The 26,349-nt window shown below is 66.8% G+C and carries 30 protein-coding genes and 2 tRNA genes; 11 read left to right on the top strand and 21 right to left on the bottom strand.

Annotated features, from left to right (window positions below):
- Positions 1 to 16: 16 nt before the first annotated feature.
- From Q9K23_RS22395 to Q9K23_RS22350, 10 genes are all read right to left on the bottom strand, one after another.
- Positions 17 to 1,084, bottom strand: coding sequence for a hypothetical protein (locus tag Q9K23_RS22395; protein WP_053777566.1), 1,068 nt, complete (start codon positions 1,082 to 1,084; stop codon positions 17 to 19).
- Complete coding sequence (locus tag Q9K23_RS22390) at positions 1,081 to 2,079, bottom strand: PD-(D/E)XK nuclease-like domain-containing protein (protein ID WP_053777567.1); 999 nt, start codon at positions 2,077 to 2,079, stop codon at positions 1,081 to 1,083. Before Q9K23_RS22390 ends, Q9K23_RS22395 begins: the two co-directional genes overlap by 4 nt.
- Positions 2,076 to 2,297: a hypothetical protein gene (locus tag Q9K23_RS22385; protein ID WP_053777568.1), complete on the bottom strand. Its 222-nt coding sequence runs from the start codon at positions 2,295 to 2,297 to the stop codon at positions 2,076 to 2,078. Before Q9K23_RS22385 ends, Q9K23_RS22390 begins: the two co-directional genes overlap by 4 nt.
- Entirely contained in the window at positions 2,294 to 2,566 is a 273-nt protein-coding gene (locus Q9K23_RS22380) for a hypothetical protein (protein ID WP_053777569.1), read from the bottom strand. The genes Q9K23_RS22385 and Q9K23_RS22380 overlap by 4 nt, the downstream gene beginning before the upstream one ends.
- Before the next feature lie 85 nt (positions 2,567 to 2,651).
- A complete protein-coding gene (locus Q9K23_RS22375) occupies positions 2,652 to 3,182 on the bottom strand; it encodes a hypothetical protein (RefSeq protein ID WP_053777570.1) in 531 nt (176 codons plus the stop codon).
- Positions 3,179 to 3,373 (bottom strand): hypothetical protein, encoded by a 195-nt coding sequence (locus tag Q9K23_RS22370; protein ID WP_020794777.1) that lies wholly within the window; start codon positions 3,371 to 3,373, stop codon positions 3,179 to 3,181. Before Q9K23_RS22370 ends, Q9K23_RS22375 begins: the two co-directional genes overlap by 4 nt.
- Positions 3,370 to 3,678 (bottom strand): hypothetical protein, encoded by a 309-nt coding sequence (locus Q9K23_RS22365; RefSeq protein WP_020794770.1) that lies wholly within the window; start codon positions 3,676 to 3,678, stop codon positions 3,370 to 3,372. Before Q9K23_RS22365 ends, Q9K23_RS22370 begins: the two co-directional genes overlap by 4 nt.
- Positions 3,675 to 3,872 (bottom strand): hypothetical protein, encoded by a 198-nt coding sequence (locus Q9K23_RS22360; protein ID WP_020794774.1) that lies wholly within the window; start codon positions 3,870 to 3,872, stop codon positions 3,675 to 3,677. Before Q9K23_RS22360 ends, Q9K23_RS22365 begins: the two co-directional genes overlap by 4 nt.
- Positions 3,869 to 4,711 carry a Rha family transcriptional regulator gene (locus Q9K23_RS22355; protein ID WP_053777571.1) on the bottom strand — a complete coding sequence of 281 codons (843 nt, stop codon included), beginning with the start codon at positions 4,709 to 4,711 and terminating at the stop codon, positions 3,869 to 3,871. Before Q9K23_RS22355 ends, Q9K23_RS22360 begins: the two co-directional genes overlap by 4 nt.
- Before the next feature lie 133 nt (positions 4,712 to 4,844).
- Entirely contained in the window at positions 4,845 to 5,165 is a 321-nt protein-coding gene (locus tag Q9K23_RS22350) for a helix-turn-helix transcriptional regulator (protein ID WP_261977966.1), read from the bottom strand.
- A 220-nt stretch (positions 5,166 to 5,385) separates the two neighbouring features.
- On the opposite strand from Q9K23_RS22350, the gene Q9K23_RS22345 reads away from it, so the two are divergent.
- Together Q9K23_RS22345 and tcmP are read left to right on the top strand one after the other, a co-directional pair.
- Entirely contained in the window at positions 5,386 to 6,483 is a 1,098-nt protein-coding gene (locus Q9K23_RS22345; protein WP_053777572.1) for a hypothetical protein, read from the top strand.
- Positions 6,480 to 7,583, top strand: coding sequence for a three-Cys-motif partner protein TcmP (gene tcmP, locus Q9K23_RS22340; RefSeq protein WP_053777573.1), 1,104 nt, complete (start codon positions 6,480 to 6,482; stop codon positions 7,581 to 7,583). Before Q9K23_RS22345 ends, tcmP begins: the two co-directional genes overlap by 4 nt.
- Here the strand turns inward: tcmP and Q9K23_RS22335 are convergent.
- A complete protein-coding gene (locus tag Q9K23_RS22335; RefSeq protein ID WP_020794776.1) occupies positions 7,580 to 8,326 on the bottom strand; it encodes a phage Gp37/Gp68 family protein in 747 nt (248 codons plus the stop codon). The two genes, tcmP and Q9K23_RS22335, sit on opposite strands and share 4 nt — an antisense overlap.
- 165 nt (positions 8,327 to 8,491) lie before the next feature.
- Here Q9K23_RS22335 and Q9K23_RS22330 point away from each other — a divergent pair, with 165 nt between their 5' ends.
- Both Q9K23_RS22330 and Q9K23_RS22325 read left to right on the top strand, forming a co-directional pair.
- Entirely contained in the window at positions 8,492 to 8,917 is a 426-nt protein-coding gene (locus Q9K23_RS22330; protein WP_020794772.1) for a gp43, read from the top strand.
- A 69-nt stretch (positions 8,918 to 8,986) separates the two neighbouring features.
- Positions 8,987 to 10,138, top strand: a complete 1,152-nt coding sequence (locus Q9K23_RS22325; protein ID WP_053777574.1) for a tyrosine-type recombinase/integrase — start codon at positions 8,987 to 8,989, stop codon at positions 10,136 to 10,138.
- A 102-nt stretch (positions 10,139 to 10,240) separates the two neighbouring features.
- Here the strand turns inward: Q9K23_RS22325 and Q9K23_RS22320 are convergent.
- Together Q9K23_RS22320 and Q9K23_RS22315 are read right to left on the bottom strand one after the other, a co-directional pair.
- A tRNA-Asn gene (locus tag Q9K23_RS22320) sits at positions 10,241 to 10,313 on the bottom strand.
- A gap of 167 nt (positions 10,314 to 10,480) precedes the next feature.
- Positions 10,481 to 10,554, bottom strand: a tRNA-Ile gene (locus Q9K23_RS22315).
- Positions 10,555 to 10,985: 431 nt separating this feature from the next.
- Between Q9K23_RS22315 and Q9K23_RS22310 the strand changes: the two genes are divergently transcribed.
- The 3 genes from Q9K23_RS22310 (at position 10,986) to Q9K23_RS22300 (ending at position 12,256) form a co-directional block, all read left to right on the top strand.
- A complete protein-coding gene (locus Q9K23_RS22310; protein WP_053777614.1) occupies positions 10,986 to 11,363 on the top strand; it encodes a hypothetical protein in 378 nt (125 codons plus the stop codon).
- The gene (locus Q9K23_RS22305; RefSeq protein WP_053777575.1) at positions 11,360 to 11,959 is read left to right on the top strand and encodes an AAA family ATPase; all 600 of its coding nucleotides are present in this window, start codon (positions 11,360 to 11,362) and stop codon (positions 11,957 to 11,959) included. Before Q9K23_RS22310 ends, Q9K23_RS22305 begins: the two co-directional genes overlap by 4 nt.
- A 129-nt stretch (positions 11,960 to 12,088) precedes the next feature.
- Entirely contained in the window at positions 12,089 to 12,256 is a 168-nt protein-coding gene (locus tag Q9K23_RS22300) for a hypothetical protein (protein ID WP_020792828.1), read from the top strand.
- A 19-nt stretch (positions 12,257 to 12,275) separates the two neighbouring features.
- Here the strand turns inward: Q9K23_RS22300 and dnaG are convergent, their stop codons facing one another.
- On the bottom strand, positions 12,276 to 14,189 hold the full coding sequence (gene dnaG, locus Q9K23_RS22295) for a DNA primase (RefSeq protein ID WP_020792542.1): 1,914 nt from the start codon (positions 14,187 to 14,189) through the stop codon (positions 12,276 to 12,278).
- A gap of 168 nt (positions 14,190 to 14,357) precedes the next feature.
- Here dnaG and Q9K23_RS22290 point away from each other — a divergent pair, with 168 nt between their 5' ends.
- Complete coding sequence (locus Q9K23_RS22290) at positions 14,358 to 16,655, top strand: glycoside hydrolase family 3 C-terminal domain-containing protein (protein WP_305950284.1); 2,298 nt, start codon at positions 14,358 to 14,360, stop codon at positions 16,653 to 16,655.
- Here Q9K23_RS22290 and Q9K23_RS22285 read toward each other — a convergent pair.
- The 4 genes from Q9K23_RS22285 to Q9K23_RS22270 all read right to left on the bottom strand — a co-directional run bounded on the left by Q9K23_RS22285 (position 16,586) and on the right by Q9K23_RS22270 (position 22,032).
- Positions 16,586 to 17,758 (bottom strand): PLP-dependent aminotransferase family protein, encoded by a 1,173-nt coding sequence (locus tag Q9K23_RS22285; RefSeq protein WP_053777576.1) that lies wholly within the window; start codon positions 17,756 to 17,758, stop codon positions 16,586 to 16,588. The genes Q9K23_RS22290 and Q9K23_RS22285 overlap by 70 nt on opposite strands.
- A gap of 983 nt (positions 17,759 to 18,741) precedes the next feature.
- Positions 18,742 to 20,046: a deoxyguanosinetriphosphate triphosphohydrolase gene (locus Q9K23_RS22280; RefSeq protein WP_261977967.1), complete on the bottom strand. Its 1,305-nt coding sequence runs from the start codon at positions 20,044 to 20,046 to the stop codon at positions 18,742 to 18,744.
- Entirely contained in the window at positions 20,039 to 20,524 is a 486-nt protein-coding gene (locus tag Q9K23_RS22275) for a cold shock domain-containing protein (RefSeq protein WP_053777577.1), read from the bottom strand. Before Q9K23_RS22275 ends, Q9K23_RS22280 begins: the two co-directional genes overlap by 8 nt.
- Positions 20,525 to 20,643: 119 nt before the next feature.
- Positions 20,644 to 22,032: a glycine--tRNA ligase gene (locus tag Q9K23_RS22270; protein WP_053777578.1), complete on the bottom strand. Its 1,389-nt coding sequence runs from the start codon at positions 22,030 to 22,032 to the stop codon at positions 20,644 to 20,646.
- 211 nt (positions 22,033 to 22,243) lie between these two features.
- Here Q9K23_RS22270 and Q9K23_RS22265 point away from each other — a divergent pair, with 211 nt between their 5' ends.
- From Q9K23_RS22265 to Q9K23_RS22255, 3 genes are all read left to right on the top strand, one after another.
- Entirely contained in the window at positions 22,244 to 23,035 is a 792-nt protein-coding gene (locus Q9K23_RS22265; RefSeq protein ID WP_305950283.1) for a hypothetical protein, read from the top strand.
- A gap of 77 nt (positions 23,036 to 23,112) precedes the next feature.
- Positions 23,113 to 23,547, top strand: coding sequence for a metalloregulator ArsR/SmtB family transcription factor (locus Q9K23_RS22260; protein ID WP_238403493.1), 435 nt, complete (start codon positions 23,113 to 23,115; stop codon positions 23,545 to 23,547).
- Positions 23,544 to 24,017, top strand: a complete 474-nt coding sequence (locus Q9K23_RS22255; RefSeq protein WP_020793104.1) for a Fur family transcriptional regulator — start codon at positions 23,544 to 23,546, stop codon at positions 24,015 to 24,017. The genes Q9K23_RS22260 and Q9K23_RS22255 overlap by 4 nt, the downstream gene beginning before the upstream one ends.
- Positions 24,018 to 24,316: 299 nt before the next feature.
- Here Q9K23_RS22255 and Q9K23_RS22250 read toward each other — a convergent pair whose 3' ends face one another.
- The 3 genes from Q9K23_RS22250 to recO are packed head-to-tail and all read right to left on the bottom strand — an operon-like array spanning position 24,317 to position 26,315.
- Positions 24,317 to 24,727 carry a hypothetical protein gene (locus tag Q9K23_RS22250; protein ID WP_020793106.1) on the bottom strand — a complete coding sequence of 137 codons (411 nt, stop codon included), beginning with the start codon at positions 24,725 to 24,727 and terminating at the stop codon, positions 24,317 to 24,319.
- Entirely contained in the window at positions 24,724 to 25,542 is an 819-nt protein-coding gene (locus Q9K23_RS22245) for an isoprenyl transferase (RefSeq protein WP_020793107.1), read from the bottom strand. Before Q9K23_RS22245 ends, Q9K23_RS22250 begins: the two co-directional genes overlap by 4 nt.
- On the bottom strand, positions 25,542 to 26,315 hold the full coding sequence (gene recO, locus Q9K23_RS22240; RefSeq protein ID WP_053777616.1) for a DNA repair protein RecO: 774 nt from the start codon (positions 26,313 to 26,315) through the stop codon (positions 25,542 to 25,544). The genes Q9K23_RS22245 and recO overlap by 1 nt, the downstream gene beginning before the upstream one ends.
- Positions 26,316 to 26,349: the final 34 nt, after the last annotated feature.

Genomic DNA, 26,349 nt, shown 5'->3' with positions numbered 1-26,349 from the left:
GGTCTCCTGATCTCACTCACTGCCCTGCCGCCTTCTCCTCGAGGATCTGGGTGACGGTCGCGGTGAGCAGTTCATCGCCCTGACCCGAGTTTTCGCCCTCGGCGGCGAGCTGCTCGAGCTGGGTGGTGAGGTGCTCGACGTCGTCGGCGGTCAGCTCGTCGACGGTCCGACCGAGGAGGGCCTCGGTGACGGTCTTCTTCTTCGCCTTGACGGCCGCAGTTTTCCCGCCGAGGCTGGCGCGCTCGAAGAGCGCATTCAGCCGCATGAGCGCGTCCCGGGACGGCGCGTTCGTCTCCTGCTCGGCGGCGTGCTCCGGCGTATCGACCGGAGTCGGCTCGGCGGCCGCCTCGATCGGCTTCGGCTTCGCCGCGACACCGAGGCGGGCGCGGAGCTCATCGACCCCCGGTGCCCGGACCGCGGCCTCGTTGCGGACCTTGCGCGGCGCACCCTCGTCGCGCGGCTCGGTCTCGTCGTCGACCGAGAGGCCCAGCAGCACTTCGGGTGCCAGCTTCCGGCACACCTCGGCCGCAGCCTTCGCGTAGAGCATGGCCTGCGGATCGGTCAGATACTTCTCGTTGCCGATCAACTTGCCGTTCGCGTTCGTCTTGAACTTGCCGGTGGTCTCATTGATCGTCGGCACGTAACCGGCCCTGGTGGCGCGCTCGATCGTCCATGTCGATGCCTCGGCGGTACCGTCCGGAGCCTGCCCCATCACGGTCACGGACTCGTCGGTGCTCGACTCGGTCCAGATGCGGAATCCGCGGCGCTTGAGCAATGCGACCATCGTGCGGGTGTAGATCGCCGGCGTCCCGTGGACCACGAAGATCTGCTGCAGCGACTGGATCGGGGTCAGTCCGAGCTCGGCGCCGTAGAGGATCGCCGCGGTGCCGTCCTGCGGCTTGCCGCGGTAGATCTGGGGCACCAGCTGGGTGCCGCACATCTTCTCGGCCAGCTCGTAGGCTGTGTTCATCGCACGGGCGTGCTCCATGAGCGTGTTGATCGAGCTGGACTGCATCGGCTGGGCGGGCGGAAGTAACGACAGGCCGTTGTCGTCGGTGGTGGTGGCGATCTCGTTGGTGGTCATGCTCTGGTCCCTTCGGTGATGGCGTTGGCGGCTCGTTGGATCGCGTCGTCCGCGCGGTAGCGGATGCGATCCGGGAGTGTGGCGGTGCGCAATTCGGCCGGCAGCCCTGGCCAGGTGTCGGCGCGTTGGCAGTGCGCGAACAGGTCGATCGCGGCGCGGGTCAACTCCTGGCCGATGCTGAGATCCTTCGACGACAGCTCGCACACGTCGACGAGGAACGGCGAGGTTTTGCCGACGGCGATGAGGATGAACGAATCCACCTGCACGCCAATGGATCGCGCGACGTGCAGGTAGTACGCCGCGGACAGGTGGTAGGAGTAGTCCTCGATCGCGCGGTCGAATCGACCGGGGTCGGTGGCGGTCTTCAGGTCGATGAACGTCGACGACACCCACCAGTCGGGGCGGCAGCGGATACGGGCGCCAGACAGCTCGTCATGCGCCCAGATCGACTGCTCCGCAACCCCCTCAGCGAACAGAACCTCGCCGAGGGGGTGCGACTTGACCGCGTCGGCCAGCGCCACAGCCCGGTCGTAGTCCTTGCGCAGCATCGGCGTCTTGCCGGCGTCGTGGGCCGCATCCTGTGCGGCTTTCGCGTCCTTCGTGCGCCAATCCTTGGCATCGACGACCGCGATCCCCGACCCCTTACCTAGGACCAACTCGTGAGCGGCGTGCCCGTAGTCGAACGCGGCGGACGTCTTCGCCGGCGCCCACCGTAAGACGGCAGGGCCGCCCGGCTCGAGGATCGTCTTCGCCCCGGACGACGACAGCGAGTGGCGATCGGAGTGGTAGACGGTGTCGGTGATGTCGGCGTACACCCCGTCCTCGGCAGGGATCCGGTTTTCGGTGACCGCCCACTCCTGGGCCTCGTTCCAGCCCGCGTACCAGGCCTGCGCAAGGTCGCTCGAAGCGTACGGGCAGGTCGCCACGCCGTCACGCCACGCCTTCGCGCCCTCCTCGTGGGCCTTCGCCTTGAGGTCGGCGAACTTGGTGGTCATGGGCCCACCGCCCGGATTCGGATGCCCGTGCCGGTGTGGTTCGCGAGCGTCATGTGGGCGTCGGCGATCGAGATGTGCGCGTCGGCGGCAACCGTCGCCCCCTCGACGAGCTCGACGTCGCCGGGGTGCGCGTCGAGGTGCCGTGCGGCGTCGGACAGTTCGGCTGCCGCGGTCTCGAGGAGCTTCGCGGCCTCGCGCAGGTGATCGGACTTGGTCATGCCGCCTCCCCTGCCGCCCGTGCCTCGTCGGCGAGCTGCAGGACCGCCGACAGCGGCACGCACACCGACGCACGGTCGGCCACCTGGCCCATGGAGAGGTCGGAGATCTCGATCTCCACGCCGACCTCGCCGAACTCGGTCTCGTCGGCGTCGATGATGTGGAGGACCGCGGGCCGAGTGGCGGCCAGAGACCGCCACTCGATCACCGCGCCGACGTGCCGCTGGTAGCCGACATCGAGGTCGGCCACCGATCTGATGTTGATGGTCACGATTCGATTCCCTTCGAGGGGTTGATGATTCGGAGGCAAGCTGGGCACACCTCGGTGAGGGTGAGGTGGCCGCACACGAGGCACATCACGCAGGCCGTTCTGCCGACACCGGGTCGTAGCGCACGAAGGCCGACACGCGGGTGAATCTCGACCCGCGGGTCCTCACGCTGAATCCGGGGCCGAACCCGCCGGAGCCGGAGCGCACGCACTTGGCGATCTGAGGTGCCGACACGTCCTCATCGCCGGCCGCCACGTACTCCGCCCACTCCCCCGGATGTGCTTCCAACCAGGCGATCAGATCCAGGCGGCACTGCGGGATCGGCGCGCGCGGCGAGCGGCGACTCGGCGAGCGGCGACTCGGCGCAGGCTCGGCCGGGCGGAGGCTACGCGGCGCCGGGGCGTCAGAGGCTGTCGCGGCCACCAGGTACAGGTCACTGACCTCGTCACCGTCCTTGACGTCGAGGCGGACCACGGTCGCACCGGAGTCGGCGTGCTGCATCCACCGCTGGAAACTGACCACTCGCCACTCCATGCCGGCCGGCGCGTCGATCTGTTCGAGCTGTGTGAGCATCGAGTTCTTGAGCTGCTGACCCAGGCTCGTCGATCGCGGGGTCACTGGTCGCGTCTCGGCAGGACGTTGAGCGGATTGTCGGCGTTGATCTCGCCGCGGTCGATCTCGAGGAACGTGTCGTCGGCGTCGCGCCAGCACCAGGCGCGGATGACGTCGACGATCAGGCCGACGCCGACCAGGATTCCGGCGCCCGCGATCACGCACGCGCCGAGGTTGTTGACGATGGTGTCGATCATGCTGCTCCAATCGAGTTGAGGGACTGCAGTTTCGCGATCTGAACCAGCGCGCCGAGGTGGGCGGCGATCTGGTCGAGCCGGGCCAGGATCTCGTCGGCCGGCGGCGGGGTCTCACCGAGGAGCACCTCGCGCAGGCCTGCGGTCGGCACGCTGTAGCGGGTGCCGTATCGGATCACCGGGACCGGGAACTCATCCCGGGACGCCAGGTCGTACGCGGTGGCTCGGGAGATCCCGAGGGCTTCGGCCGCGGTCTGCAGATCCGTTGCGACCCCGAGGGCATTGAGTTGCTCGCGGGTGAAGGTCATGCTGACACCTCGATATCCGCGAGCGCGGCATCGTCGATGCGCAGCACCCCGACGGCTTCCGGCATCGTCACGAACACGGTGGCCGACGTCGGCGTGTAGCCCTCGACGCCGACGACCGTGGCGCCGAAGTAGGTGGCGGTCATGACCTTGTCTGCGATCGCGTAACGCCTTACGACACTCAGCTTCTCGGTCATGCTGCCGAGTCCTTCGCGACCAGGCGGGCGATCGCCTCAGCGCCAGCCGGGGTGACCTTCAACGTGTGCATGACCTCGCCACGGAACCGCGGCGCATCATGCACCGGGATCGGGCGGAAGTATCGCTTCTTGTCGGCATGCGCCGAGTAGCGAGTGATGGTCTCCTTGATGCCCTTGGACTGCGAGTATCTGGTGGTCTGCTCGGCGTAGATCCACTTCTTCCGAAGGAGGAGGTCGCGCAGCCACTTCTCCTGCACGCCGAGGTTTCCCGCGACCATCCGAAGCTTCACGCAGTCCTCGTCGGCCACGTAGGTGTCGATGTAGCTGACCTTCGGCGCGTCGGCGGTGACCTTCTGCTCGAGCTGGAAGATCCGGGCATCGCGCTGCTCGATCACCTTCTGCGATTCGAGCACCGCGGCCGCGAGGAGTTCGGGGCCTTCGAGCTTCGGCTCCGGACGGCTGCGGAGCTCGAAGAACGCGCGGACGAGGTTCCGCTTGAACTCGCGCACGATGTCGCTGTTGCGCATGTAGGTGAGGAGGAGTGTCGCCTGCGGCTCGTTGAGGACAGCCACCTCGCGGTGCTGTGTTCCGCCGGCTGTTGCAAAGGGGCGCATTTCAAATGCGACCCTTCCGAACTCCTCAAAGTCGGCGAGGTTGTTCCGGATGAGCTGCAGCACGGCGCGGTGCTCAACCTCGGTCCCCTCGGCCACGATCAGTGACGTGGTCGTCGGTTCGCCATCATCGCCCTGGATAGCGAGTGGAGTATTCTCGGTCACGAGATTCCTTTCGGTTGTTCTCTGGCCCGCCCGGTGTGTCCGCACCGAGGCGGGCGTTTTCATTCCTGAGGCTTGGTACCCGACCCGGCATCCCCATCCGGGTCGGGCCGCGCGACGGCCGTGGAGTGTGAGATCTCCTCGTCGCGCTCTCCGCACCGGCAGCCCTCCGGCGCGGAGTGGTCGGTGAAGTTGGCGATCATGCGGCCGGCCGGGACTTCTTGGCGCCCCGTTTCGTCCTCTCGGACTGGACAGGAGATCCAGTTTTTTCGGATACAACGGTCAAAAAAAGATGCTCGAGCGGCAGGCCCAGTCGATGCGAGATCCGCACCGCAGCCTCGGCGTCGACGGTCTTCGCCTCGCCCCGGAGAAGGCGTCCCATGTACGAGTGGGACTTCCACCCGGCCGCCCGTGCCAACTCGCGTTGCGAGATGTCCTGGACGATGAGGATTGACGCCAGTTTCTTGCGGTCCCTCAGGATCATGTACAGCTCACCTACTTCGCTCTCGGTGCGTGTCACGACCATACCTCCATTTCGGATGCGGTGTCCACTAATTACGGATTCTTTCTACCTCATGGTGTCCACTGGCGCAATAACTCACGGGGTTGTTATTCCGCAGGTAGGCGATGACCTGCAAGAATTGTGCCTGCGTGCGGGCGCTGATTGGTGCCCACCGGCCGACACTTCGCGGTGCCCGCGCGACTGGACTGCTCATCCACTAGCGGGAGACGATCTGCGCATGACAACACTGGGGCAACTGATCATCGACAGGATGACGATTCCTGGCCATGAGCTGAGCCTCGATGAGGTCGTGGAGAAGGCCCGCAAGGCAGGCGAGAAGCTGGGTCGGTCGAACCTGCACAAGCTGACGAAGGAGCCGCCGCTCTCCCTGACGAGGGCGACGATCTACGGGCTCGCCCGAGGGCTGGATGTGACGCCTCTGACGGTCGCGAATGCGGCACTCGAGTCGATGGGAATCGCCACTCATCCCGCCGAGGTCACTGACACCCTCTCCACGGTCGCCATCGACCCCACGTTGTCGGACCGGAATCGTCGACAACTGTCGGCGCTGATTAGGGAGATGCGCAATGACGTGGAAGCTGAACAGGAACCGCGAGCACAGGGCGAAGCGGACGAAGGCGAGAAGACCAGCGTCGAGTCACAACTGGCTGACGATCAACCGATATGCTTCGATGCCGAGTCGCACGTTGGACGATTGGCCGTGGATGTCCTAATCGAGGCGTCCGACCTCGCCGACAGCGCCGCCGAAATGTTGCGCAGCCTGGCGTCACTCAACAGGGAATCCCTGCCACGCGAGATAGCCGACATCGCCCAGGCCATGGTCGGCACCATCAATGGTGTTCGTCACCTACATGCTTCTATCCAGTTCGAGACCGGGCCAGACGAGGGGCCGTCAATCGAATCTGATGCCTACCGAACGGCTAGCAAACGAATCGCGGCCGCGGCAGCGGCCGCTTCGCTCGGCTCGTACCTGTCAGCGATCGCCACAGCGGAACTCACGCTCGACGATTCGGATGTGATCGACGTCGTGAACGCCTCAGCTCCGATCCATGATCGGTATCAAGCCCTCTTAGATCATCCATTCTTCCTTGAGATAGGGCATGGACCTGTCGCAGAGGCCCTTGCCGACGAGGTTGGCAGATTCTTGAAGACTGCGGATCGCGCCCTCAGTTCGGTCGTCACTGGCAGTACACAGGCCGAACACGACCTAGCCGCCCGCACCGTCCCTGGCCGCTCGAAGGGCGAGCAGCTGCGCGAGGCCCTCGACCGGGATGCCGAGGCCGGCGACCCTGAGGGGCCGGAGGGTGGCGCGTGAGTCGCAAGGAGGACGTCCGCGAACAGGTCGACTACGCGTCAGATCCACACACTCGCCTTAAGCATGCGTTCTATCGGCGCTACATCGCTTGCTGGATGGGGAAGGTTCTCCAGCAGAAGTGGCCAGCGACCATAGTGGAACCTTTTTCCGGGTCCGGAATGTACTCGGATGGCGTCGAGGGAAGCGCGATTGTGATCGCGCGGCTATACCGAGAGCACAAGTGCCGACCGAGGTTCCAAGCGCTGACTGCCGTCACTAACGACGCTGACGCACGTCGCACGAGCAAGTTGAATGAGCGAATCGCTGCGCTACCGGCTGATAGTGGCTATCTCCATCGCCCCCTCGATCCGGCCTATTTCGCTGACGTGGTCGACCCAGTGATTCGCGACTATTCACCGGACGGCCGATCAACCCTCTGGATCATCGATCCGCACGGACTTAAGGCCATACCCTGGGCCGCTGTCAGCAAGTGTGCGTCTCGTGTCCGGAATGAAGTCATCGTCACACTGATGCTCGACGAGTTGCACCGCTACCGCTCTAACCCTGTTATGGAAGGCGTGATGAATGCGGTATATGGCGACGAATCGTGGAAGCACTTGCCGCGCATCACGTCCACATCGAAGTCGAAGAGTGATCTAGCAAAATTGTACTGCGAGAAGCTGCGTGCGCTTGGTTGCCATGCGGCGTACTTCAATATCGATGCAGCGGGTAGACCGCTGCGGTACGCGCTCGTATTCGCTACTCACCATGAGGCTGGCCTGCAGTGCTGGAACGACGCCAAGTGGTCGTCTGACCCGGCGGCAGGGTCGCACGTCGGCGTTCAGAGTGAGGGGCAGCTCGACATGTTCGGCCCTCAGATCGACACGCTAGGTGTTGATCTGAGGGCTCATCCAGGAGAGTTCACCTTCGTGGAGCTCGTACAGCGAGCTACAGCCCTCGGGTTTAAGGAAACGCACGTTCGTTCCACGCTCGACGCAATGTTCCGCGAAGGGCGCATTTGGAGGAAGTCCCCGCGAACAGCACCAAAGACCCGCCAATGGCCGCAGGACTGCGTAGTTCAGATCTACCCCGAAAGTCCGGAAGAAGTCGCTGACGACTAACCGGCCGCGCGCGCCGGCATTTCGTCCCACATCTGGCCGTCGAGTTCACGCCCAAGCGTTTTGGGTGTTCGTCCACCCCATTGCTTGAAGAAGAATGCGACCTCGGCGTCGGTGCATGCATCTCGGATACCGCGCACCCAGTTGACATCGACTGGCCGATATCCGTGGCCGGATTCGCCGCCGGCGATCACCCAATGGATGCCGTCGAGGTTGATTCCGTCGAGTGGGCCTAGAAGTGGCTCGCAGGAGAGAAACCGCACGGCGGCCGGAACCTGACGAAGGTGGTCGACGCGGTCAAGGAAGTCGGCACTCTCTACTGATACCCCCATCCAGCAGTTGTTGGGCCAGTCGAGTTTGTCGGCCATTCGTCTGAGGCGCAGACTTCGCTTGGTGAGCACCTGGTATGTGTGCTGCGGGGTGTCACGCATGACGTCGAAAACATCTCGGATGAAACCGATGGGTACGCGGGCGTGGAACAGGTCGGACATCGAGTTGACGAACACGGTGCGCGGTTGACGCCATCGACGCGGTTCGTCGAGGGACTGTGGGTGGATGGTCAAGCCGAACCCGGGTCCGGACGTGCGTGGGTCTCCGTCGTTCTGATACTTCGCCGAGCCCATCGCCTTGAGCCGTTTGGCGAGTGTCTGTGCATAGCAGTGGTCGCAGCCTGCGGACACCCGGTCGCATCCGGTCACAGGATTCCAGGTCGCCTCGGTCCATTCGATCGCCGACTTGTCAGCCACGGTAGCCACATCCTCGCTGTTAACGGTGGTAGAGAAGGATAATATGAGTCGAACATTTGTACTAACTACGTTACCCTCGGCCCCCGACAATCCCCGGTAGTGACACTCATGTAATTCGAGGTCAGGACACCTTTTTGTCAGTGACTCACTCTACGGTTCTGATTCATGCCGACCTACCACCCCTGGCGTGACGCCCGACGCCGCAGCCACCTGGACATCGCGTTCGTGGACCACCTACCCGCGGGCGTCCGCGGCCGAATCCGCGGCGACCGTATCGAGATCAACCGTCACATGCTCGCTGACGAGCGGCGGTGCACGATCGCGCACGAGCTCGTTCACGACGAGCGGCGAGTCTTCCCTGTCGACCGCGTGCTGCGGGCCCGTGAAGAACTCGTCGTCGAGCGGATCGCGGCCCGCCGGCTGATCGCTCTCGATCAGCTCGTCGACGTCCTGCGGTGGACCCGGCACGCCGACGAGGTTGCCGAGGAGCTGTGGGTCGACGTACCGATGCTCGTCGCACTGGTCCAGTCCCTCACCGACCGCGAGCGCGACTGGATCGAGGGCCGGCTCGACGACCAGGGATCGCCCTAGCTACCCATCACCCCTCGATAGACTGAACGCCAGCTCGAACGGCTGCACCCGCTTGAGCAAGGAGGCATCATGGCCCGTCCCCCACTCCCCCTCGGCACCTGGGGCAAGATCACCCGCAAACAGCTAGCACCAGGTCGCTGGCGAGCGCGTGCCCGCTACCGCGACTACGACGGCCGGACACGGCCAGTTGAGAGGTTCGGCAAGACCGGGGCCGCCGCAGAGCGCGCGCTCCTCGATGCGCTCGCCGAGCGCACCCCGCCGAGCGCCGGCACCGCGATCTCCCGCGACACCACGCTCAAACACCTGGCCACCGCATGGATCGACACACTCGATCTCCGCGAGCAGTCGATCGCGGTGTACCAATCGGCCATCGACCGCCACATCACGCCCGCGCTCGGTGACGTGCGGATCCGCGAGGTTGGCACCGGGCTTCTCGACGCCTTCCTGCGGACCGTACCCACGCCGGCGTCGGCGAGGCTGTGCCGGGTCGTGCTGACCGGCATGTTCGGTCTGGCTGCTCGTCACGACGCGATCGACCGGAATCCGGTGCGGGAGACGCAAGTACGGTCGGCCGGGCGCGGCGAGATCCGTGCGATGACGGTGGCCGAGGTAGCCGAGTTCCGGTGCAACGTTGCGATGTGGTCGGGCGGCAATGAGACAGGGCCCGCGCGAGGTGTCGATCTGCCTGAGATCGTCGATCTGATGCTCGGCACCGGAGCCCGGATTGGTGAGGTCCTCGCGATTCGTATCCAGGATTGCAACCTGGGCGCCAATCCGCCGACGGTCACGATCACTGGCACGATCGTGCGAAACCACCGTCAGCCCGCACCCAAGACCGAGTACAGCCACCGGGCGCTCATGCTGCCGTCGTTCGCCGCCGCGGCGCTGCGCCGCCAGGTCGCGCGAGGCCTGCCCGCCGAGGATGGTCTGGTCTTCCCCTCGCGCACGGGCGGGCCCAGGCAAGCCGACAACGTGCGCCGCCAGCTCCGCGAGGCCCGCGGCGACGAGTTCGACTGGGTGACGCCCAAGGTGTTCCGCAAGACCGTCGCGACAGCGATCGAGCGGGCCATGGACATCGAGTCGGCGGCGGCTCAGCTCGGCCATAGCGGGACCGCGGTGACCCGGATGCACTACGTCGAGCGAACCCGGTCGGGTCCGGATGCTCGGCACGTGCTCGACGAGTTCTCGCCGGTGTCACGGAGTGTCGACGACGTCGGGTGAGATCGCGCAAACGTGCGATTCGTTTGCGGTGGGTAAACGGTGGGTGCCTCAAACGAGAAGGGCCCCGCCACCGCATCTCTGCTGGTGACGGGGCCTTCGTTGCTCCCCCAACTGGACTCGAACCAGTAACCGTTCGATTAACAGTCGAATGCTCTGCCAATTGAGCTATGGGGGACCGCTTGGCTGCTCCGGCGGGGCCCTTGTGGGGCATCACCCGAACGAGAATGAACTTTAGCGCAACGTTCGCAACAACCACAAAACGACTGGTCAAAGCCATTTTTCCGACCATCCGAACGAGAAGGGCCCGGTCTGGTGTCCTGCGACACAGACCGGGCCCACGCGTAGGGAGTGCGGGGCTTGAACCCGCGACCAATCGATTATGAGTCGACGGCTCTAACCAACTGAGCTAACTCCCCGTGCGGCGACAACACTATCGCAGCACTCCTCGCCGCGACCAAGGTCCCGACCTCGCTGCCGGAGGTCCCGATATCGCCCAAACCACTCCCCGCGGGACCACCGCGCGCGTAGCGTCCCCGACATGGACGCAATGTGGGTTATGCCGCTCGTGGCACTGGTTTCGTGCGTGGTCATCGGATGGGGTTTCGCGGTCGGAATCCCTGGCAACAAGGACTGATACAGCAACACCGCACCCGGCCCGACGCCCTCGCGTCGGGCCGGGTGCACTGCGTTCCGCACCATGCCCCTGGTCACCGAAACCTCGCCCACAGGACCCGTAGCACTCTGCTACGCTCGTCGGTGTAGCAGAATGCAACACACGGAGGCGGCCATGACGACGAACAAGGCGGCGACCAGCAAGGTGGCGACGGACAACGTGGCGGCCGACAAGGTGGCGACGGCCGACAAGGTCACCCGGTTCTCGGCGGCACTCGTGGACGCCGCAGGCGCCGAGGGCGCCCGTGAGCACCGTTCGGCCCGCCAGCAACTCGAACACTGGGCCCGCGTCGGACGCGGCGTCTCCGTGCGCACCAGCGGTGCGCGCCGCCGCGTCGAGGCAGCCCTGGCCGGCACACTGCCGATCACCGACCTCACCGACGAAGAGACCGTCGTCTTCGACTCCGAGATCGACGCCCTCCTCGAGGAGCGTCTCGATCGGACCGACCTGGTCGCCGAACGCAGTGCCGCCGGGTTCGCGTCGGTCGCCGTCGACGATGCCGGACGCATGGTCGAGTACCGCCCCGACGGCAGCATCGTCGTCCTGGAGTGAACGCCCGACTCGACCTGGTCGTGGGCTGCAACGGGGCGGGCAAGACCACCCTCGTCGAGCACCACCTTCTCCCCCTGCTGCGCACACCGTTCGTCAATGCCGACGAGATCGCCCGTCGCCGTTGGCCTTCGGCAGCCGAAGCACACTCCTACGACGCCGCCCAGATCGCCGCTCGCACCCGGGCCACCCTGATCGGCCTGCAGCGCTCGTTCATCGCCGAGACGGTCTTCTCCCACCCGTCCAAGCTCGACCTCGTCGACGACGCACACGAACACGGATTCCGGGTGGTGCTGCATGTGGTGATGGTCCCCGAGGAGTACGCGGTCCACCGCGTCCGGCTCCGCGTCGACAGCGGTGGACATTCGGTGCCGGAGAACAAGATCCGTGCCCGCTATGCCCGGGTGTGGCCGCTCGCGGTGGCCGCGATCGGGCGGTGCGAGCAGGCGACGGTCTATGACAACCACGCCCGACGCACCCGCATCGTCGCCCGATTCGCCGACGGCACACCGACGTTCACCCCCGACTGGCCGTCGTGGACGCCCGAACCGCTGCGCACCGCATGGCCCGCGGACCGCGCACACGACCCCGACATGTGATCTCCACCTCGCCGATCAGCCAGAGTGAAACGGTGCGCTCACTGCCCGTTCGGACAGGTACCGCCCCATACTTTTCTGCATCTCGTCCGCCGGAGACCACCGGCGATCAGATCAGTCGAGGGGGCAGCCATGAGCACCAATGCAGATCACATCTGGGGACGTCCACGCCCGGTTCCCGACCGGTGCGCCGGTCGGCACACCTATGCCGGCGGCTGCCGGTACAACGCCGAGGATCCGCACCGCCCGCTGTTCCCGCCGGAACTGCGGCCGGGAATCGGCAACACCACCGCCGCCTGAACGGCCCGGTCCGACCGCCTCAGCCCGCGGTGGCGCTCGGGTCGACGGCCTGCTCGAGCAGACTGCGCCGGTAGGCCTCGAGCGCCACGAGGTCGCCGAAGACGGCGTTGTAGCCGTCCGGATCGTCGCTGGGCGCCATCCGCCGCAGCCGCGACTTGATGTCGGCGATCTGCGAACCCACCCACACCTCCTGCAGCCGTGCGAGGACGCTGTTGATGTAGCGGGGGATGTTGTCCTCGGTCACCGGGATCGGTTCGACGGCGAGCTCGGTCACCAGCGACGACAGCACCAGATCGTCGACCTCGTGGTTGACCGCGTCCACCCACTGGGCGCCGCCCATGCCCGACGACGTGCCGCCCAGGTCGGCCATCGCCTGGCGCAGCCGCGCATAGGCGTGGTCGGTGAAGCATTCCTCGGGCAGCGAGTCGAAGACCGTTCCGGCGATCGCCGGATACTGCAGGGCACCCTTGAGCGCCTCACGCTGTACCCACAGACGCGGGTCGTCGGACCGTGGATGCCCGATGTCGGGGTCCTTGGTGGCCTCGGGACGGTCACGGCGCATCGGCCGTCCCCGACCCCGGCTGCGGCCGGTGGCACGGGCATACCGGGCGCCTTCCTCACGCACCCGCGCGAGCACCTGGCCGACCTCTTCCCAGCCGATCCAGCCGGCGAGCTGACGGGCGTACTCGTCCCGCAGCGCGACGTCCTTGATCCGCGAGACCACCGGCACCGCCTCGCGCAGTGCGTGGACACGCCCCTCGGCGGTGTCGAGGTCGTACTCGGCGATGATCGTCTTGATCGCGAACTCGAACATCGGCACACGCCGGGCGATCAGATCGCGCACCGCGGGGTCGCCGCGTTCCTGGCGCAGCTCGCACGGGTCCATGCCGTCCGGGGCGATCGCCACATAGGTCTGGCCGGCGATGGACTGTTCGCCCTCGAAGGCCTTGAGCGCAGCCGCTTTTCCCGCGTCGTCGCCGTCGAAGGTGTAGATCACCTCACCGCGGAAGTACGAGTCGTCCATCATCAGCCGGCGCACCAGCGCGAGGTGGTCCTCACCGAAGGCGGTACCGCACGACGCGACGGCGGTGGTGACCCCGGCCAGATGCATCGCCATCACGTCGGTGTAGCCCTCGACGATCACCACCTGATGTCCGCGGGCGATGTTCTTCTTGGCGATGTCCAGCCCGAACAGCACCTGAGACTTCTTGTACAGCATGGTCTCCGGCGTGTTCATGTACTTGCCGAGGTTGTCGTCGTCGAACAGTTTGCGCGCACCGAAGCCGATGATTTCGCCACCGAGATTGCGGATCGGCCACAGCAGCCGCCGGTGGAACCGGTCGATCGGCCCCTTGCGTCCCTGCTTGGACAGACCGGCGGCCTCGAGTTCGGCGAACTCGAATCCCTCCGACAGCAGGTGCTTGGTCATCACGTCCCAGCCGCCGGGTGCATAGCCACACCCGAACGCGGCGGCCGCCGCGGCGTCGAAGTTCCGCTCGGTCAGATACTCGCGCGCGGTCTTGGCGTCAGGGGTCTGCAGCTGCTGGACGTAGAACTTGTGGGCCGCGGCATTGGCCGCGGCGAGGCGGGCGCGGGTACCACGGTCACGCTGGACGCTCGGGCCGCCACCCTCGTAGTGGATCTGATAGCCGATACGGTCGGCGAGTTGCTCGACGGCCTCGACGAAGCCGATGTGCTCCTGCTTCTGCAAGAAGCTGTAGACATCGCCGCCCTCGCCGCAGCCGAAGCAGTGGAAGTGCCCGTGAAGTGGGCGGACGTGGAACGACGGGGTCTTCTCGTCGTGGAAGGGACACAGTCCCTTGAGACGGTCGGGTCCGGCCTGCTTCAGGGCGACGTAGTCGCCGATGATCTCCTCGATCCGCGTCTGTTCACGGATTGCCGTGATATCGCGATCGGGGATTCGGCCTGCCACTTTGACCAGTGTAGTGATGCCTGCGGGCAGCGAGCGGTCGGCGCCACATCACTGTGGACAACCGGACATTCCAGCCGCCTCGTCACCGCGGACGACTACCGTCGGATCGCGGGCCGGGCGCCATCCATCGACACACCCCGGCCGACCCTCGCACAGCAAGGAGCCACCGTGACCCGAGCCGCCGAGACCGACTTCCCCACCGCCGATTCGCTGTCGGCCACCGACCAGGCCCGGCTGACCAGCGGCCGTGACTTCTGGACCACCGAGTCCGCCGGCGGGCTGCCGTCGATCATGCTCACCGACGGCCCGCACGGCCTGCGCAAGCAGGAGGGCGCCGCCGACCATCTCGGGCTGTCGGGGAGCGTCCCGGCGACCTGCTTCCCGCCGGCAGTGGGTCTGGCGCAGACCTGGAATCCCGCCCTCGCCGAGCGGATCGGTGCCGCGGTGGGTGCCGAGGCGCGCGCCGCCGAGGTGTCGGTGGTCCTCGGCCCCGGCGTCAACCTCAAGCGTTCCCCGCTCGGCGGCCGCAACTTCGAGTACTTCTCCGAGGATCCGTACCTGGCCGGTGTCCTGGGCACCGCCTGGGTGCGCGGCATCCAGGCGCAGGGCGTCGGGGCCTCGCTCAAGCACTTCGCGGCCAACAATCAGGAGACCGACCGCATGCGGGTCAGCTCCGACATCGACGAACGCACCCTGCACGAGCTGTATCTGCGGGCGTTCCGCCGCATCGTGCGCGACGGGCAGCCGTGGACGGTGATGTGCGCCTACAACAAGATCAACGGCGTGTACGCGGCACAGAACCGGGAGCTGCTCACCACCATCCTGCGCGAGGAGTGGGGTTTCGAGGGCCTGGTGGTCAGCGACTGGGGTGCGGTGGCCGATCGGGTCGCCTCGCTCGCCGCCGGACTGGATCTGACGATGCCCTCCCCCGGCACGGCCTCCGACGACGCGGTCGCCGCCGCCGTCGCCGACGGCACCCTCGACCCGGCGGCGCTCGCGGCGTCGGCGGGGCGGGTGATCGATCTGGTCGCACGCACCGCGGCCGGTCGCCAGAACCCCCCGGCCATCGCCGATCTCGACGCCCACCACGCCCTGGCACGCGAGGCCGCCGAGCAGGCGATCGTGCTGTTGCGCAACGACGATGACCTGCTGCCGCTGTCGGACGAGTCCGAGTCGGTGGCGGTGATCGGCTACTTCGCCGAGGATCTGCGGTATCAGGGCGGCGGGTCGTCGCATGTCAACGCCACCAGGGTGGAGGCGCCGCTCGACGAGCTGTGCAGCTTCGTCCCCGGCGAGCTGCTGTTCGCACAGGGCTACACCGTCGACGGCTCGGGGGATGCCGAGGAGTTGCGTTCCTCGGCGGTCTTCCAGGCCGGTCAGGCCGATTCGGTGGTCCTGTTCCTCGGTCTCGGTGAGCGGCAGGAGTCGGAGGGCTTCGACCGCGCCGACCTCGAACTCCCGGCCGATCAGCTCGCGCTCGCCGAGGCCGTCGTCGCGGCCAATCCGAACACCGTGGTCGTGCTCTCCCACGGCGGCGCGTTGCGTCTGGCCCCGCTGACCGCACCGGCCGTCCTCGATTGCGGGCTGCTCGGGCAGGCCGGCGGTTCGGCGATCGCCGCGACCCTGTTCGGCAAGGTCAATCCGTCGGGTCGGCTGGCCGAGACCCTGCCGGTCCGGCTCGCCGACACCCCGGCGTACCTGTCGTTTCCCGGCGAGCACGGACACGTCGTCTACGGCGAGGGCATCCACGTGGGCTACCGGTGGTACGACGCCCGCGATCTGGATGTGGAGTTCCCCTTCGGGCACGGCTTGTCCTACACCGAGTTCGAGTACCGCGACCTGGTGGTCACCACCTCCGACGACGGACTCACCGTGGAGCTCACCGTCACCAACCTCGGCCCGTACGACGGCCGTGAGGTGGTGCAGGTCTATGTCGGTGTCGACGGCTCGGCGGTGGCCCGCGCCCCACGGGAGCTCAAGGGCTTCGCGTCGGTCGATCTCGGTGTCGGGCGATCGCAGCAGATCTGCCTCACCGTCGCACGCGACGACCTGGCGTACTGGGACACCCGCGTACACGGCTTCGTGGTCGAGGGCGGCACGTACCGGGTCGAGGTGGGGGCGTCGAGCCGCGACATCCGCCTCACCGACACCGTCGGTGTCGACGGTGACGAGTTGTCGATCCCGTTCACCCTGGACTCGACGATCGGTGAACTGATGGCCACCCCGGCCGGGGCGCAGGCACTCGGTGATCTGGCCGGCCAGATGTTCGGCGACGCCGCCGGTGGCGATGCCCTGGGCGTCGACCTGGGCGCATTGCTGGGGTCGATCCCGATCGGACGTCTGGCCGACTTCTCCGGCGGGGCGTTCCCTCGCGCCGTCATCGAGCAGCTGGTGGATCAGGCCAACAGTGCCACCGACAGCCGACGCACCGCCTCGGACAGTTCGTCGGGGGTCAGCGCCGAGTAACTCAGCCGCAGGCAGTCACCGAAGTCCGCGCGCACCCCGAAGGCGGCGCCGGGCACGTAGGCGACCCCGGCATCGACGGCGCCGGCCAGCAGGGCCGACGTGTCGGCGCCGGGAACCCTTGCCCAGCAGAACATTCCGCCCTCGGGTCGGGTGAACTCGACACGGTCACCGAACTCGCGGCTCAGCGCTGCGGCCAAGGCCGCCGCGCGCAGCCGGTAGGCGTCGCGGACGCGGGCGATGTGGTTGTCGAGCCAGGTGCGGTCGTCGAGCAGTTCGGCGACGATCAGCTGGCTGAAGGTCGATCCACACAGGTCGGCGCCCTGCCGCAGCAGTTCGACCATCGCGATGATCTCGGGCGGACCGCTCATCCAGCCGACCCGCAGGGCCGGTGCCAGGATCTTCGACGCCGATCCCAGTCGCACCACCCGCTCGCCGTGCGCGGCGATCGTCGCGACGTCGTCCCCGGTGAATCGCAGCCGGCCGTAGGGGTCGTCCTCCACCACGACGAAGCCGTAGTGGTCGGCGAGGCGGGCCAGTTCGATCCGCGTCTGCGTGGTCGCGGTGACCCCGGCCGGATTGTGGAAGTTGCTGACGGTGTGCACGATCCGCGGACGTGCGCCGGTCTCGAGCAGTTCACGCAGCGCATCGACGTCGGTGCCCGCCGAGGTGATCGGCAGCGCGACGACCTCGGCACGCACCGACTGGAACACCTGCAATGCACCGACGTAGACCGGGTCGTCCACCACCACCATCTCCCCCGGGTTCACCAGGGCGTGCGCCAGCAGGAACAGGGCCTGCTGCGAACCGTGGGTGAGCAGCACCCGCCGCGGGTGTGTCACGTCGTCGTAGCTGGCGACGGCCTCGCGGCATTCGTGGACCCCCGCGCTGACGGTGTACTGCAACGACGCGGAGTCGGCACTGATGCGGGCGGCGCATTCCGAGATGCGCTCGGCGGGAATCAGCTCGGTGGCCGGCAGCCCACCGGCAAGACTGAGCACATGCGGCTGCTCGGTGAGCTTCAGCAGGTCACGGATCGCCGACCCGCGAACGTTCGCCAGGGCATGCGAAGGAACGTAATCACTAGACAGCGCAAGGGAACTCATGCGCGAAACTCCAAACAACAAAGTGGGCCGACAACAGGATGAGGGTGATGAGAGTGGTCACCTGATCACACGCGGCAGGGTGCGTCGCCCATCCAGATTAACTCTCACCTTCCGAGATCTGGAATCCATATCCCATAGTGTGAGAGAAGAGACAGCTTCGCGAAGTACCTCGGCCAGCCGATGATCAAGCCGGGGCCACCCTCGATGATTGACCCGGGACCGCTCCTTGCTGATCAAGCCAGGACCACCCCTTTGATGATTGAGCCGGGACCGAGCATCGCGAGGACCCGAGTCGAAATCTCCGCACCCAACATTCGATGGCAACCACCCCGGAAGTGGTCACCACCCCAGCCCGGCCAACCGAGGTTTCGACACGCCTCGTCGCTCCGCTCCTCAGCGGCTCAACCACCAAAACCCAACCACCCCTTGACGATCAAACCGGGACCACCCCCTTTGATGATTGAGCCGGGACCGAGCATCGCGAGGACCCGAGTCGAAATCTCCGCCACCCACACTCGATCGCAACCACCCCGGAAGCGGTCACCACCCCAGCCCGGCCAACCGAGGTTCCAACACGCCTCGTCACTCCGCTCCTCAGCGGCTCAACCACCAAAACCCAACCACCCCTTGACGATCAAGCCAGGACCACCCCTTTGATGATTGAGCCGGGACCACCCCCCTTGATGATTGAGCCGGGACCGAGCATCGCGAGGACCCGAGTCGAAATCCGGCGAGACAAGAATGTCCACACCCACCGCCCCTTGATGATTGAGCGGGGACCACCCCTTTGATGATTGAGCCGGGACCGAGCATCGCGAGGACCCGAGTCGAAATCTCCGCACCCAACACTCGATCGCAACCACCTCGCAAGCGGTCACCACCCGAACCCGGCCAACCGAGGTTTCGACACGCCTCGTCACTCCGCTCCTCAGCGGCTCAACCACGAAAGACCGACCGCACTGTGATGGTCGAGCAGAACGAGCTCACCCGAGATGCGCTTGGGCTCCGGAGTTGTTCTTGTCCATCCGCTCGAGCCGGCCTTCGGTCATGGAGGCGATCTGGTCGACGATGACCCGCTTACGTGCGACGTCGTCGGCGGCATGCTCCCAGCTGGGAACGAAGATGGGGTCGAGCCCGCCGGGGGCCGCGGCCATCAACCATTCGCCCACCCGATGGATTCGTTCGCGCTGACGCGCCTGGTGAGACTTGTGCCGTTCGTTCGAGAAGATGAACCGGAGTGCAAGCGTTTTCAGGATCGCGACCTCGGCGGCGATCAGCGGGGGCACGTACAGGTCCGCGTTGTATCGCGAGATCGACCGGTCCCCCACCATCTCCCGGGTGCCGGTGATCGCCGCGGAGGCGAAGCGTCCGATCAGTTCACTGGTGAGTCGCTTGAGACGTACCGACGCGTCGAGGCTGCCGTCGAAGACACCGACGGCGTTGACGATACCCATCTTCGAGAGTCGTTGTGCCGCATCGATGAGCGGTTCGGCTTCGAGTTCGGGGAACTCCGCCACGCCGATCTCGGCGAGGGTCCGCTGGTCGGTGGGGTCGGCGAGTGCACGCATGTCGATACGGTTGGCGATCACACCGTCTTCGAGGTCGTGTACCGAGTACGCGACGTCGTCGGACCAGTCCATCACCTGCGCCTCGACACACCGCTTGTCCGCCGGCGCGTCCCGCCGCACCCACGCCAGCGCGCCGGCGTCGTCGTCGTAGGCACCGAACTTCACCGCGGGCGGGCGACGCAGCCACGGATACTTCAAGGTGGCGTCGAGCGAGGCGCGCGTCAGATTGAGCCCGGCGCTGCGCCCCTCGTCGTCGAGCAGCTTGGGTTCGAGCCGGGTCAGGATGCGCAGATTCTGGGCATTGCCCTCGAATCCGCCGAAGTCCTTGGCGAACTCGTTGAGTGCACGCTCGCCGTTGTGGCCGTACGGCGGGTGCCCGATATCGTGTGCGAGTCCGGCGAGTTCGACGAGGTCGGGCTCGCAGCCCAGACCGATCGCGATGCCGCGGCCGATCTGTCCGACCTCCAGTGAATGCGTCAGCCGTGTGCGTGGCGTGTCACCTTCACGCGGACCGACCACCTGCGTCTTGTCGGCCAGACGCCGGAGCGCAGCCGAGTGCAATACGCGCGCACGGTCGCGCGCGTATTCACTGCGATGGTCGGTTCGCGTGCCGGGCAGACTGGCGGTCTTGCCGGACTCCGGCACCATCCGCTCGGTGGCCTCGTCGCCGTAGAACGCGGTCGGCGGGATACCCCGAGAGGTCACCGGGACGTCAGTCAAGCACCCAGCCCCGTGCGACGGCGAAATCGGTGATCCGACGACGGATCTCGACGATCTGCCGGGCGGTCAGGTCGACGTCGGCGTCGAGCAGCAGCTCGGTCACCTCGTCGGTGAACCCGGCGGCGTCGAGCGATCCGCCACCGCCACCACGCGGGCGACGCGGACGGTCGTCCCGGCGACCGTGATCGTCCCGGCGACCGTGATCGCGATCGCGACCACCGTGGTCGTCACGACGGTGCGGACGGCCACCCGACGACTCGTCGGCCGGAGCGGCCTCGGTCACCGCGACGTTGATCGCCTTGGCACCACGATCGGTCTCCTCGACGTCGAAGGAGACCTTCGCGCCGGGCTTGAGATCGGCCTCGTCGATGTCGATGTCGTTGATGTGGAGGAAGACATCCGCTCCACCTGACTCGGGTGCGAGAAACCCGAACCCACGGTTCGCGTCGTAATGAACGACCTTGCCACTGACAGCCACGACTCTTCACTCACTCTCTCGGGTCACGCCCTCGGACCCCGTGCCCGTGTGACATGACTGGACACCAATTGTGACAGACCGGACCAGGTCGGGCCCATCGGGCGGCGGAAGTTCCCCGATCAGGAACCGAGGAGCTTGCCGCCGAGGTACTCGGAGACCTTGTCGAGCGCCACCCGCTCCTGGCTCATCGTGTCGCGCTCGCGCACGGTGACGGCCTGGTCGTCGAGGGTGTCGAAGTCGACGGTCACACAGAACGGGGTACCGATCTCGTCCTGGCGGCGGTAGCGCTTGCCGATGCCCTGGGCATCGTCGAACTCGACGTTCCAGTGCTTGCGCAGTTCGGCGGCCAGGTCCTTCGCCTTGGGCGAGAGCTTCTCGTTGCGCGAGAGCGGCAGCACCGCGACCTTGACCGGCGCGAGGCGTCGGTCGAGCCGCAGCACGGTGCGGGTGTCGGTGCCACCCTTGGCGTTCGGCACCTCTTCCTCGGTCAGTGCGTCGCACAGGAAGGCCATCACCGAGCGGGTCAGGCCGGCTGCCGGCTCGATCACGAACGGGGTGTAGCGCTCACCGGCGGCCTGGTCGAAGAACGACAGGTCCTCACCGGAGTGCTTGGCGTGGGTCGACAGGTCGAAGTCGGTGCGGTTGGCCACGCCCTCGAGCTCACCCCACGGATTGCCGGAGAAACCGAACTTGTACTCCACGTCGACGGTGCGCTTGGAGTAGTGCGACAGCTTTTCCTTCGGGTGGTCGTAGAGCCGCAGGTTCTCCGGGTCGATGCCGAGATCGGTGTACCAGTTGAACCGGGTGTCGATCCAGTACTGGTGCCATTCCTCGTCCTCGCCCGGCTTGACAAAGAACTCCATCTCCATCTGCTCGAACTCGCGGGTACGGAAGATGAAGTTGCCCGGGGTGATCTCGTTGCGGAAGCTCTTGCCGATCTGGGCGATGCCGAACGGCGGCTTCTTGCGCGCGGTGGTCATCACGTTCTTGAAGTTGACGAAGATGCCCTGCGCGGTCTCCGGACGCAGGTAGTGCATCCCTTCCTCGTCGTCGACGGGACCGAGGAAGGTCTTCATCAGACCGCTGAACGCCTTGGGCTCGGTCCACTTGCCGGGCTGGCCGGTCTCCGGGTCGTTGATGTCGGCCAGGCCGTTGACCGGCGGATGGCCGTGCTTGAGCTCGTACGCCTCGATCAGGTGGTCGGCACGGTAGCGCTTGTGGGTGTGCAGCGACTCCACCAGCGGGTCGGTGAACACCTCGACGTGACCGGAGGCCTCCCACACCTGACGGGGAAGGATGACCGACGAGTCCAGACCGACGACGTCGTCGCGGCTGGTCACCATCGAACGCCACCACTGGCGCTTGATGTTCTCCTTCAGCTCCACGCCGAGTGGGCCGTAGTCCCACGCCGAACGCGTACCGCCGTAGATCTCACCACTCGGGTAGACCAGGCCTCGCCGCTTGGCGAGGTTGACGACGGCTTCGACTTTGGACGGGGCGGCGGCCACGAGTAATCGCTCTCCACTGACGTTGGAACAGGTCGGTGCCGGATCCGCGAACGCAACCGGCGACCGTTACAGCCTAGCCTCAGCCGGTGACGTCTCAGAATCGTCCACCCAACGGCCCGCCGCCACCGCAAATGGGGACGCCTGACAGGCTGGTCCGAATTCGACGGTGGGGGCGATTCGCCCGTTGCGAGCGATGTGCCGGGAGGGCGACATGACGAAGAAGACGACGCAGACTTTCGCGGTGGGGACCGGCTCGGTGGGGTTCTTCTCGCGGCGGGTCCGCACGGTGATGACCGACGTCGCGGCGGGAGCCCTCGGGCTGATCGGCTCGCAGGCCGCACCCGCCCAGGCGATTCCCGGCGGAACGGTCGAGGTGGTGCCGAGTATGGCGGCCTGCGGCGACCGGGGATTCGAGAAATCACTGCAGTGTGGCGCCGCCTTCACCGATCGCTGGCTCGACAGCTGGGGTGCCTCCGACGTCGTCGAGGCCACCGTGGTGACACGTCCCGATGCCGCGGGGGTGTACCCGAGCCGCACCACCGACGGCGTCTGCGTCTACGCCAACACCGCACCGCTGGCGATCGGGCTGCACCACTGCGACCGCTACACCTTCGTGGTGCCGCGGACCGACCGCGAACTGGTCTCCGACGACGTCGACGCGATCGTCCTGCTGGCCCACGAGTCGGCACACGGCTTCCAGGAGAAGGCGGGGCTGATGCCGGTGGAGACCTCGGCCATCCGCGACACCCGCCGCATGCTCCCGCTCGAGCGTTCCGCCGACTGCTGGTCGGGGGCGGCCACGGCCTGGTACATCGAGCAGGACATGCTCGACGACGACGCCGTCGACGGTGGGCGCGAGCTGATGCGCTCGATCGGCGGCAGCGCAGGCCACGGCAATGCCGACGCCCGCGAGCAGGCCTACCTCACCGGATTCGAGGGCGGGTCGGGCGCCTGCAACACGATTCTCGGGCGGGATGCCTTCCCGGTGCGCCCGACGCGCTGATCGCCCGTCGGGCCACGGATCGACGAGCGTGCCCAGGCCGCCCCCAAATGACAACGAATTCCCATAAGATGGTCGGCATGGAGCCGTCTCCCCAACCCTGTGACCCGACGATCGGTCCCCGGGACGCCGCAGCCCGAGAAGCCGCCAGCGACCTGCTGCGCGCCCTGGCCGCCCCCACCAGGATCGCGATCGTGCTGTCGCTGCAGGAGAGCGCGAAATGCGTGCACGAGCTGGTCGGCGGCCTCGGCCTGAGCCAGCCACTGGTGTCCCAGCACCTGCGGGTGCTCAAGGACGCGGGCGTGGTGCGTGGACACCGCAACGGCCGCGAGATCATGTACGAACTCCTCGACGACCACCTCGCGCACATCGTCACCGATGCGCTGGCGCATGCTGCCGAGCCCCGCGACCAGACCACCGAGCCCCGGGTGCACGGCACCACCGCCCCCACCGACCCGGCGCATCCCTCCGATGCCGAGCCGCATGCCCACACCGACGTCGGGACGCGATCATGAGTACAGAGTCATCCACCACACGAGGATCGGTTGCAGAAGGATCGGTCGACACCGAGGGCGCGGCCGCCAAGGACCGGCCGGTCACCGGTGTCCGGTCCACCCGGCAGCGGGCCGCGATCGCCGACGCACTGGCAGCCAGCGACGACTTCCGGTCGGCACAGGAACTCCACGAGGCGCTCAAGGCCCGAGGTGAGTCGATCGGGCTGACCACCGTCTATCGCAACCTGCAGGCGTTGTCCCAGTCCGGTCAGATCGACGCGCTGTGGGATGGCTCCGGTGAGACCCGCTACCGTCACTGCTCGTCGGGTCACCACCATCACCTGGTGTGTCGCGAGTGCGGCACCACCGTCGAGGTGCAGGCCGAACCGGTCGAACGCTGGGCCGCCAAGGTCGCCGCCGAACACGGCTTCACCGACATCAACCACACCGTCGAGGTGTTCGGCCGCTGCGCGGAGTGCCGTCCCGAGTAGACGATCGGTGGTCCGCCGACCACCTCGGCCGGGACCCGACCCCGTTGACTGGGCCCCCGAATCCGTTCACCGGGCACCCGAATGCGTTCACCGGGCACCCCAACCCGCTGACCGGGCACCCCAACCCGCTGACCGGGCACCCCAACCCGTTCAGTGGGCACCCCAACCCGTTCAGTGGGCACCCCAACCCGTTGAGTGGGCCCCCGGATCCGTTGACTGGGCCCCCGAACACGTTCAGTGGGCCCCCGAACACGTTCACCGGGCCCCCGAACACGTTCACCGGGCCCTCGGCGGCGCGGTCAGCCGCCGACGAGTTCCCCCGCGACCTCGGCGCCGGTGGTCAGCACGAGATGCAGGACGGTCAGCAATCCGATGTCGGCGAGCCCACCGAAGGGAAACGTGTAGTACAGCAGGACATCGGTGGTCACCCCTTCCGGATCGGACCGCCGCAGACTGCCGAAACTGAGTCGGGCGTCGTGGTTTTCGACGTCGTCTCGTAGTTCGGGTGTATTGGGGAGATTCAGTGCGATCAGCTGGGTGATGGTCAGTACCCGCAGTTCCTCGGCGAGGTCGATCGCCCGCACCGATGCGCGGGTCCGGCCCACACGCACGACCACCGAGTCGGCGTCGGAGTCCACCACCTCGCCGACCTCGGCAAGCAGGTCGCGTACGCGTGAGATCGGTTCGGCAGCAGGAGTTTCCGGACTCATTGCGGTTTGACCCCGCCGAACCGTCGGTCACGCTTGGCGTACTCGACGCACGCATCCCACAGATCGCGACGATCGAAATCGGGAAACAGCTTCTCCTGGTACACCATCTCGGCGTACGCCGACTGCCACAACAGGAAGTTGGAGATACGCTGCTCCCCCGACGGTCGCAGGAACAGGTCGACGTCGGGCATGTCCGGCTCGTCGAGGTACTTGGCGAACGACTGCTCGTTGATCCGTTCCGGGTCGATTTCCCCGGCTGCAGCCCGACGGGCGATCTCCCTTGCGGCATCGGCGATCTCGGCTCGACCGCCGTAGTTGACGCACATCGTCAGCGTCATCACGTCGTTGTCACGGGTCAGTTCCTCGGCGACCTCGAGCTCCTTGATGACGCTGCGCCACAGGCGAGGCCGACGCCCGGCCCACCGAACCCGCACACCCATCTCGTTCATCTCGTCACGCCGACGACGGATCACATCGCGGTTGAAGCCCATCAGGAACTTCACCTCGTCCGGGCTCCGCGACCAGTTCTCGGTGGAAAAGGCATACGCCGAGAGCCATTTCACGCCCAGATCGATACAGCCACACACGGTGTCCATCAGGACGGCCTCACCGCGTTTGTGCCCCTCGGTGCGCGGAAGACCCCGTTCGGTGGCCCAGCGACCGTTGCCGTCCATCACCAATGCGACGTGCTTGGGCACGAATTCGGCAGGCAACGCAGGTGGTTTCGCACCGCTGGGGTGCGGGTCGGGCGGACGCACCGTCACCGGCCGGGTCGCACCGGCCTTGCGTGCCGACGATCCGGGACGTAGCGCCATCAGCCGACTCCTCTCACCGCTTCCTCGACCAGCCTATGGGGAGCTGCCCGCTCGATCAGCGGCAGGGTGCGCAGCTGACGCTCGAGGTGCCATTGCAGGTGGGCGGCGATCAGTCCGCTGGCCTGACGACGCAGCCCGTCGGTTGCCGACTCGGTGGCCTCCCACTGTCCGGCGAACATCGCCTCCATCAGATCCAGCACCCCGGGCGAGGGCGTCGCGGCACCGGGCGGGCGGCAGTGCAGGCACACCGCACCCCCGGCGGCGACGTGGAACGCACGGTGCGGCCCGGGCTGCGCGCAGCGGGCACACACCTCCAGGGCGGGCATCCAGCCGGCGCAGTGCATCGCGCGCAGCAGGTAGGCGTCGAGGATCAGCTGGTTGGGTCGTCGATGGTCGGCGAGGGCTTCCAGCGCGCCGACGGTGAGCCGGTGCAGCCGCGGTGCCGGTGCACGTTCTTCACCGGCCAGACGCTCGGCGGTCTCCAGCACCGCGCATGCGGTGGTGTAGCGGGCGTAGTCGGCGACGATCGCGTCGGAGAACGCGTGCAGGCTGTCCACCTGGGTGATCACGTCCAGGCTGCGCCCCGGATAGAGGTGCACATCGACATGTGCGAAGGGCTCCAGCCGCGCCCCGAACTTGGAGCGGGTGCGGCGCACGCCCTTGGCGACCGCACGCACCAGTCCGTGCTCGGCGGTGAGCAACGTGATGATCCGGTCGGCCTCGCCCAGCTTGTGCTGGCGCAGCACGACGGCCTCATCCCGGTAGAACCTCACCGGGTCATTGTCCCACCGCGCACCGACGGCGCGT

Origin of the sequence: Gordonia sp. NB41Y (assembly GCF_030718915.1) — a bacterium.
Lineage (GTDB): Bacteria > Actinomycetota > Actinomycetes > Mycobacteriales > Mycobacteriaceae > Gordonia > Gordonia desulfuricans.
Note: the sequence above shows the minus strand (reverse complement) of the source record. Positions and strands in the feature narration are given on the sequence as shown.

Excerpts from the sequence above, each read along its gene's own strand:
- Q9K23_RS22395 (WP_053777566.1), bottom strand. The coding sequence starts at position 1,084 with ATGACCACCAACGAGATCGCCACCACCACCGACGACAACGGCCTGTCG.
- Q9K23_RS22390 (WP_053777567.1), bottom strand. The coding sequence starts at position 2,079 with ATGACCACCAAGTTCGCCGACCTCAAGGCGAAGGCCCACGAGGAGGGC.
- Q9K23_RS22385 (WP_053777568.1), bottom strand. The coding sequence starts at position 2,297 with ATGACCAAGTCCGATCACCTGCGCGAGGCCGCGAAGCTCCTCGAGACC.
- Q9K23_RS22370 (WP_020794777.1), bottom strand. The coding sequence starts at position 3,373 with ATGATCGACACCATCGTCAACAACCTCGGCGCGTGCGTGATCGCGGGC.
- Q9K23_RS22365 (WP_020794770.1), bottom strand. The coding sequence starts at position 3,678 with ATGACCTTCACCCGCGAGCAACTCAATGCCCTCGGGGTCGCAACGGAT.
- Q9K23_RS22360 (WP_020794774.1), bottom strand. The coding sequence starts at position 3,872 with ATGACCGAGAAGCTGAGTGTCGTAAGGCGTTACGCGATCGCAGACAAG.
- Q9K23_RS22355 (WP_053777571.1), bottom strand. The coding sequence starts at position 4,711 with ATGAAAACGCCCGCCTCGGTGCGGACACACCGGGCGGGCCAGAGAACA.
- Q9K23_RS22345 (WP_053777572.1), top strand. The coding sequence starts at position 5,386 with ATGACAACACTGGGGCAACTGATCATCGACAGGATGACGATTCCTGGC.
- Q9K23_RS22330 (WP_020794772.1), top strand. The coding sequence starts at position 8,492 with ATGCCGACCTACCACCCCTGGCGTGACGCCCGACGCCGCAGCCACCTG.
- Q9K23_RS22325 (WP_053777574.1), top strand. The coding sequence starts at position 8,987 with ATGGCCCGTCCCCCACTCCCCCTCGGCACCTGGGGCAAGATCACCCGC.
- Q9K23_RS22300 (WP_020792828.1), top strand. The coding sequence starts at position 12,089 with ATGAGCACCAATGCAGATCACATCTGGGGACGTCCACGCCCGGTTCCC.
- Q9K23_RS22285 (WP_053777576.1), bottom strand. The coding sequence starts at position 17,758 with ATGAGTTCCCTTGCGCTGTCTAGTGATTACGTTCCTTCGCATGCCCTG.
- Q9K23_RS22265 (WP_305950283.1), top strand. The coding sequence starts at position 22,244 with ATGACGAAGAAGACGACGCAGACTTTCGCGGTGGGGACCGGCTCGGTG.
- Q9K23_RS22260 (WP_238403493.1), top strand. The coding sequence starts at position 23,113 with ATGGAGCCGTCTCCCCAACCCTGTGACCCGACGATCGGTCCCCGGGAC.
- Q9K23_RS22255 (WP_020793104.1), top strand. The coding sequence starts at position 23,544 with ATGAGTACAGAGTCATCCACCACACGAGGATCGGTTGCAGAAGGATCG.
- Q9K23_RS22250 (WP_020793106.1), bottom strand. The coding sequence starts at position 24,727 with ATGAGTCCGGAAACTCCTGCTGCCGAACCGATCTCACGCGTACGCGAC.
- Q9K23_RS22245 (WP_020793107.1), bottom strand. The coding sequence starts at position 25,542 with ATGGCGCTACGTCCCGGATCGTCGGCACGCAAGGCCGGTGCGACCCGG.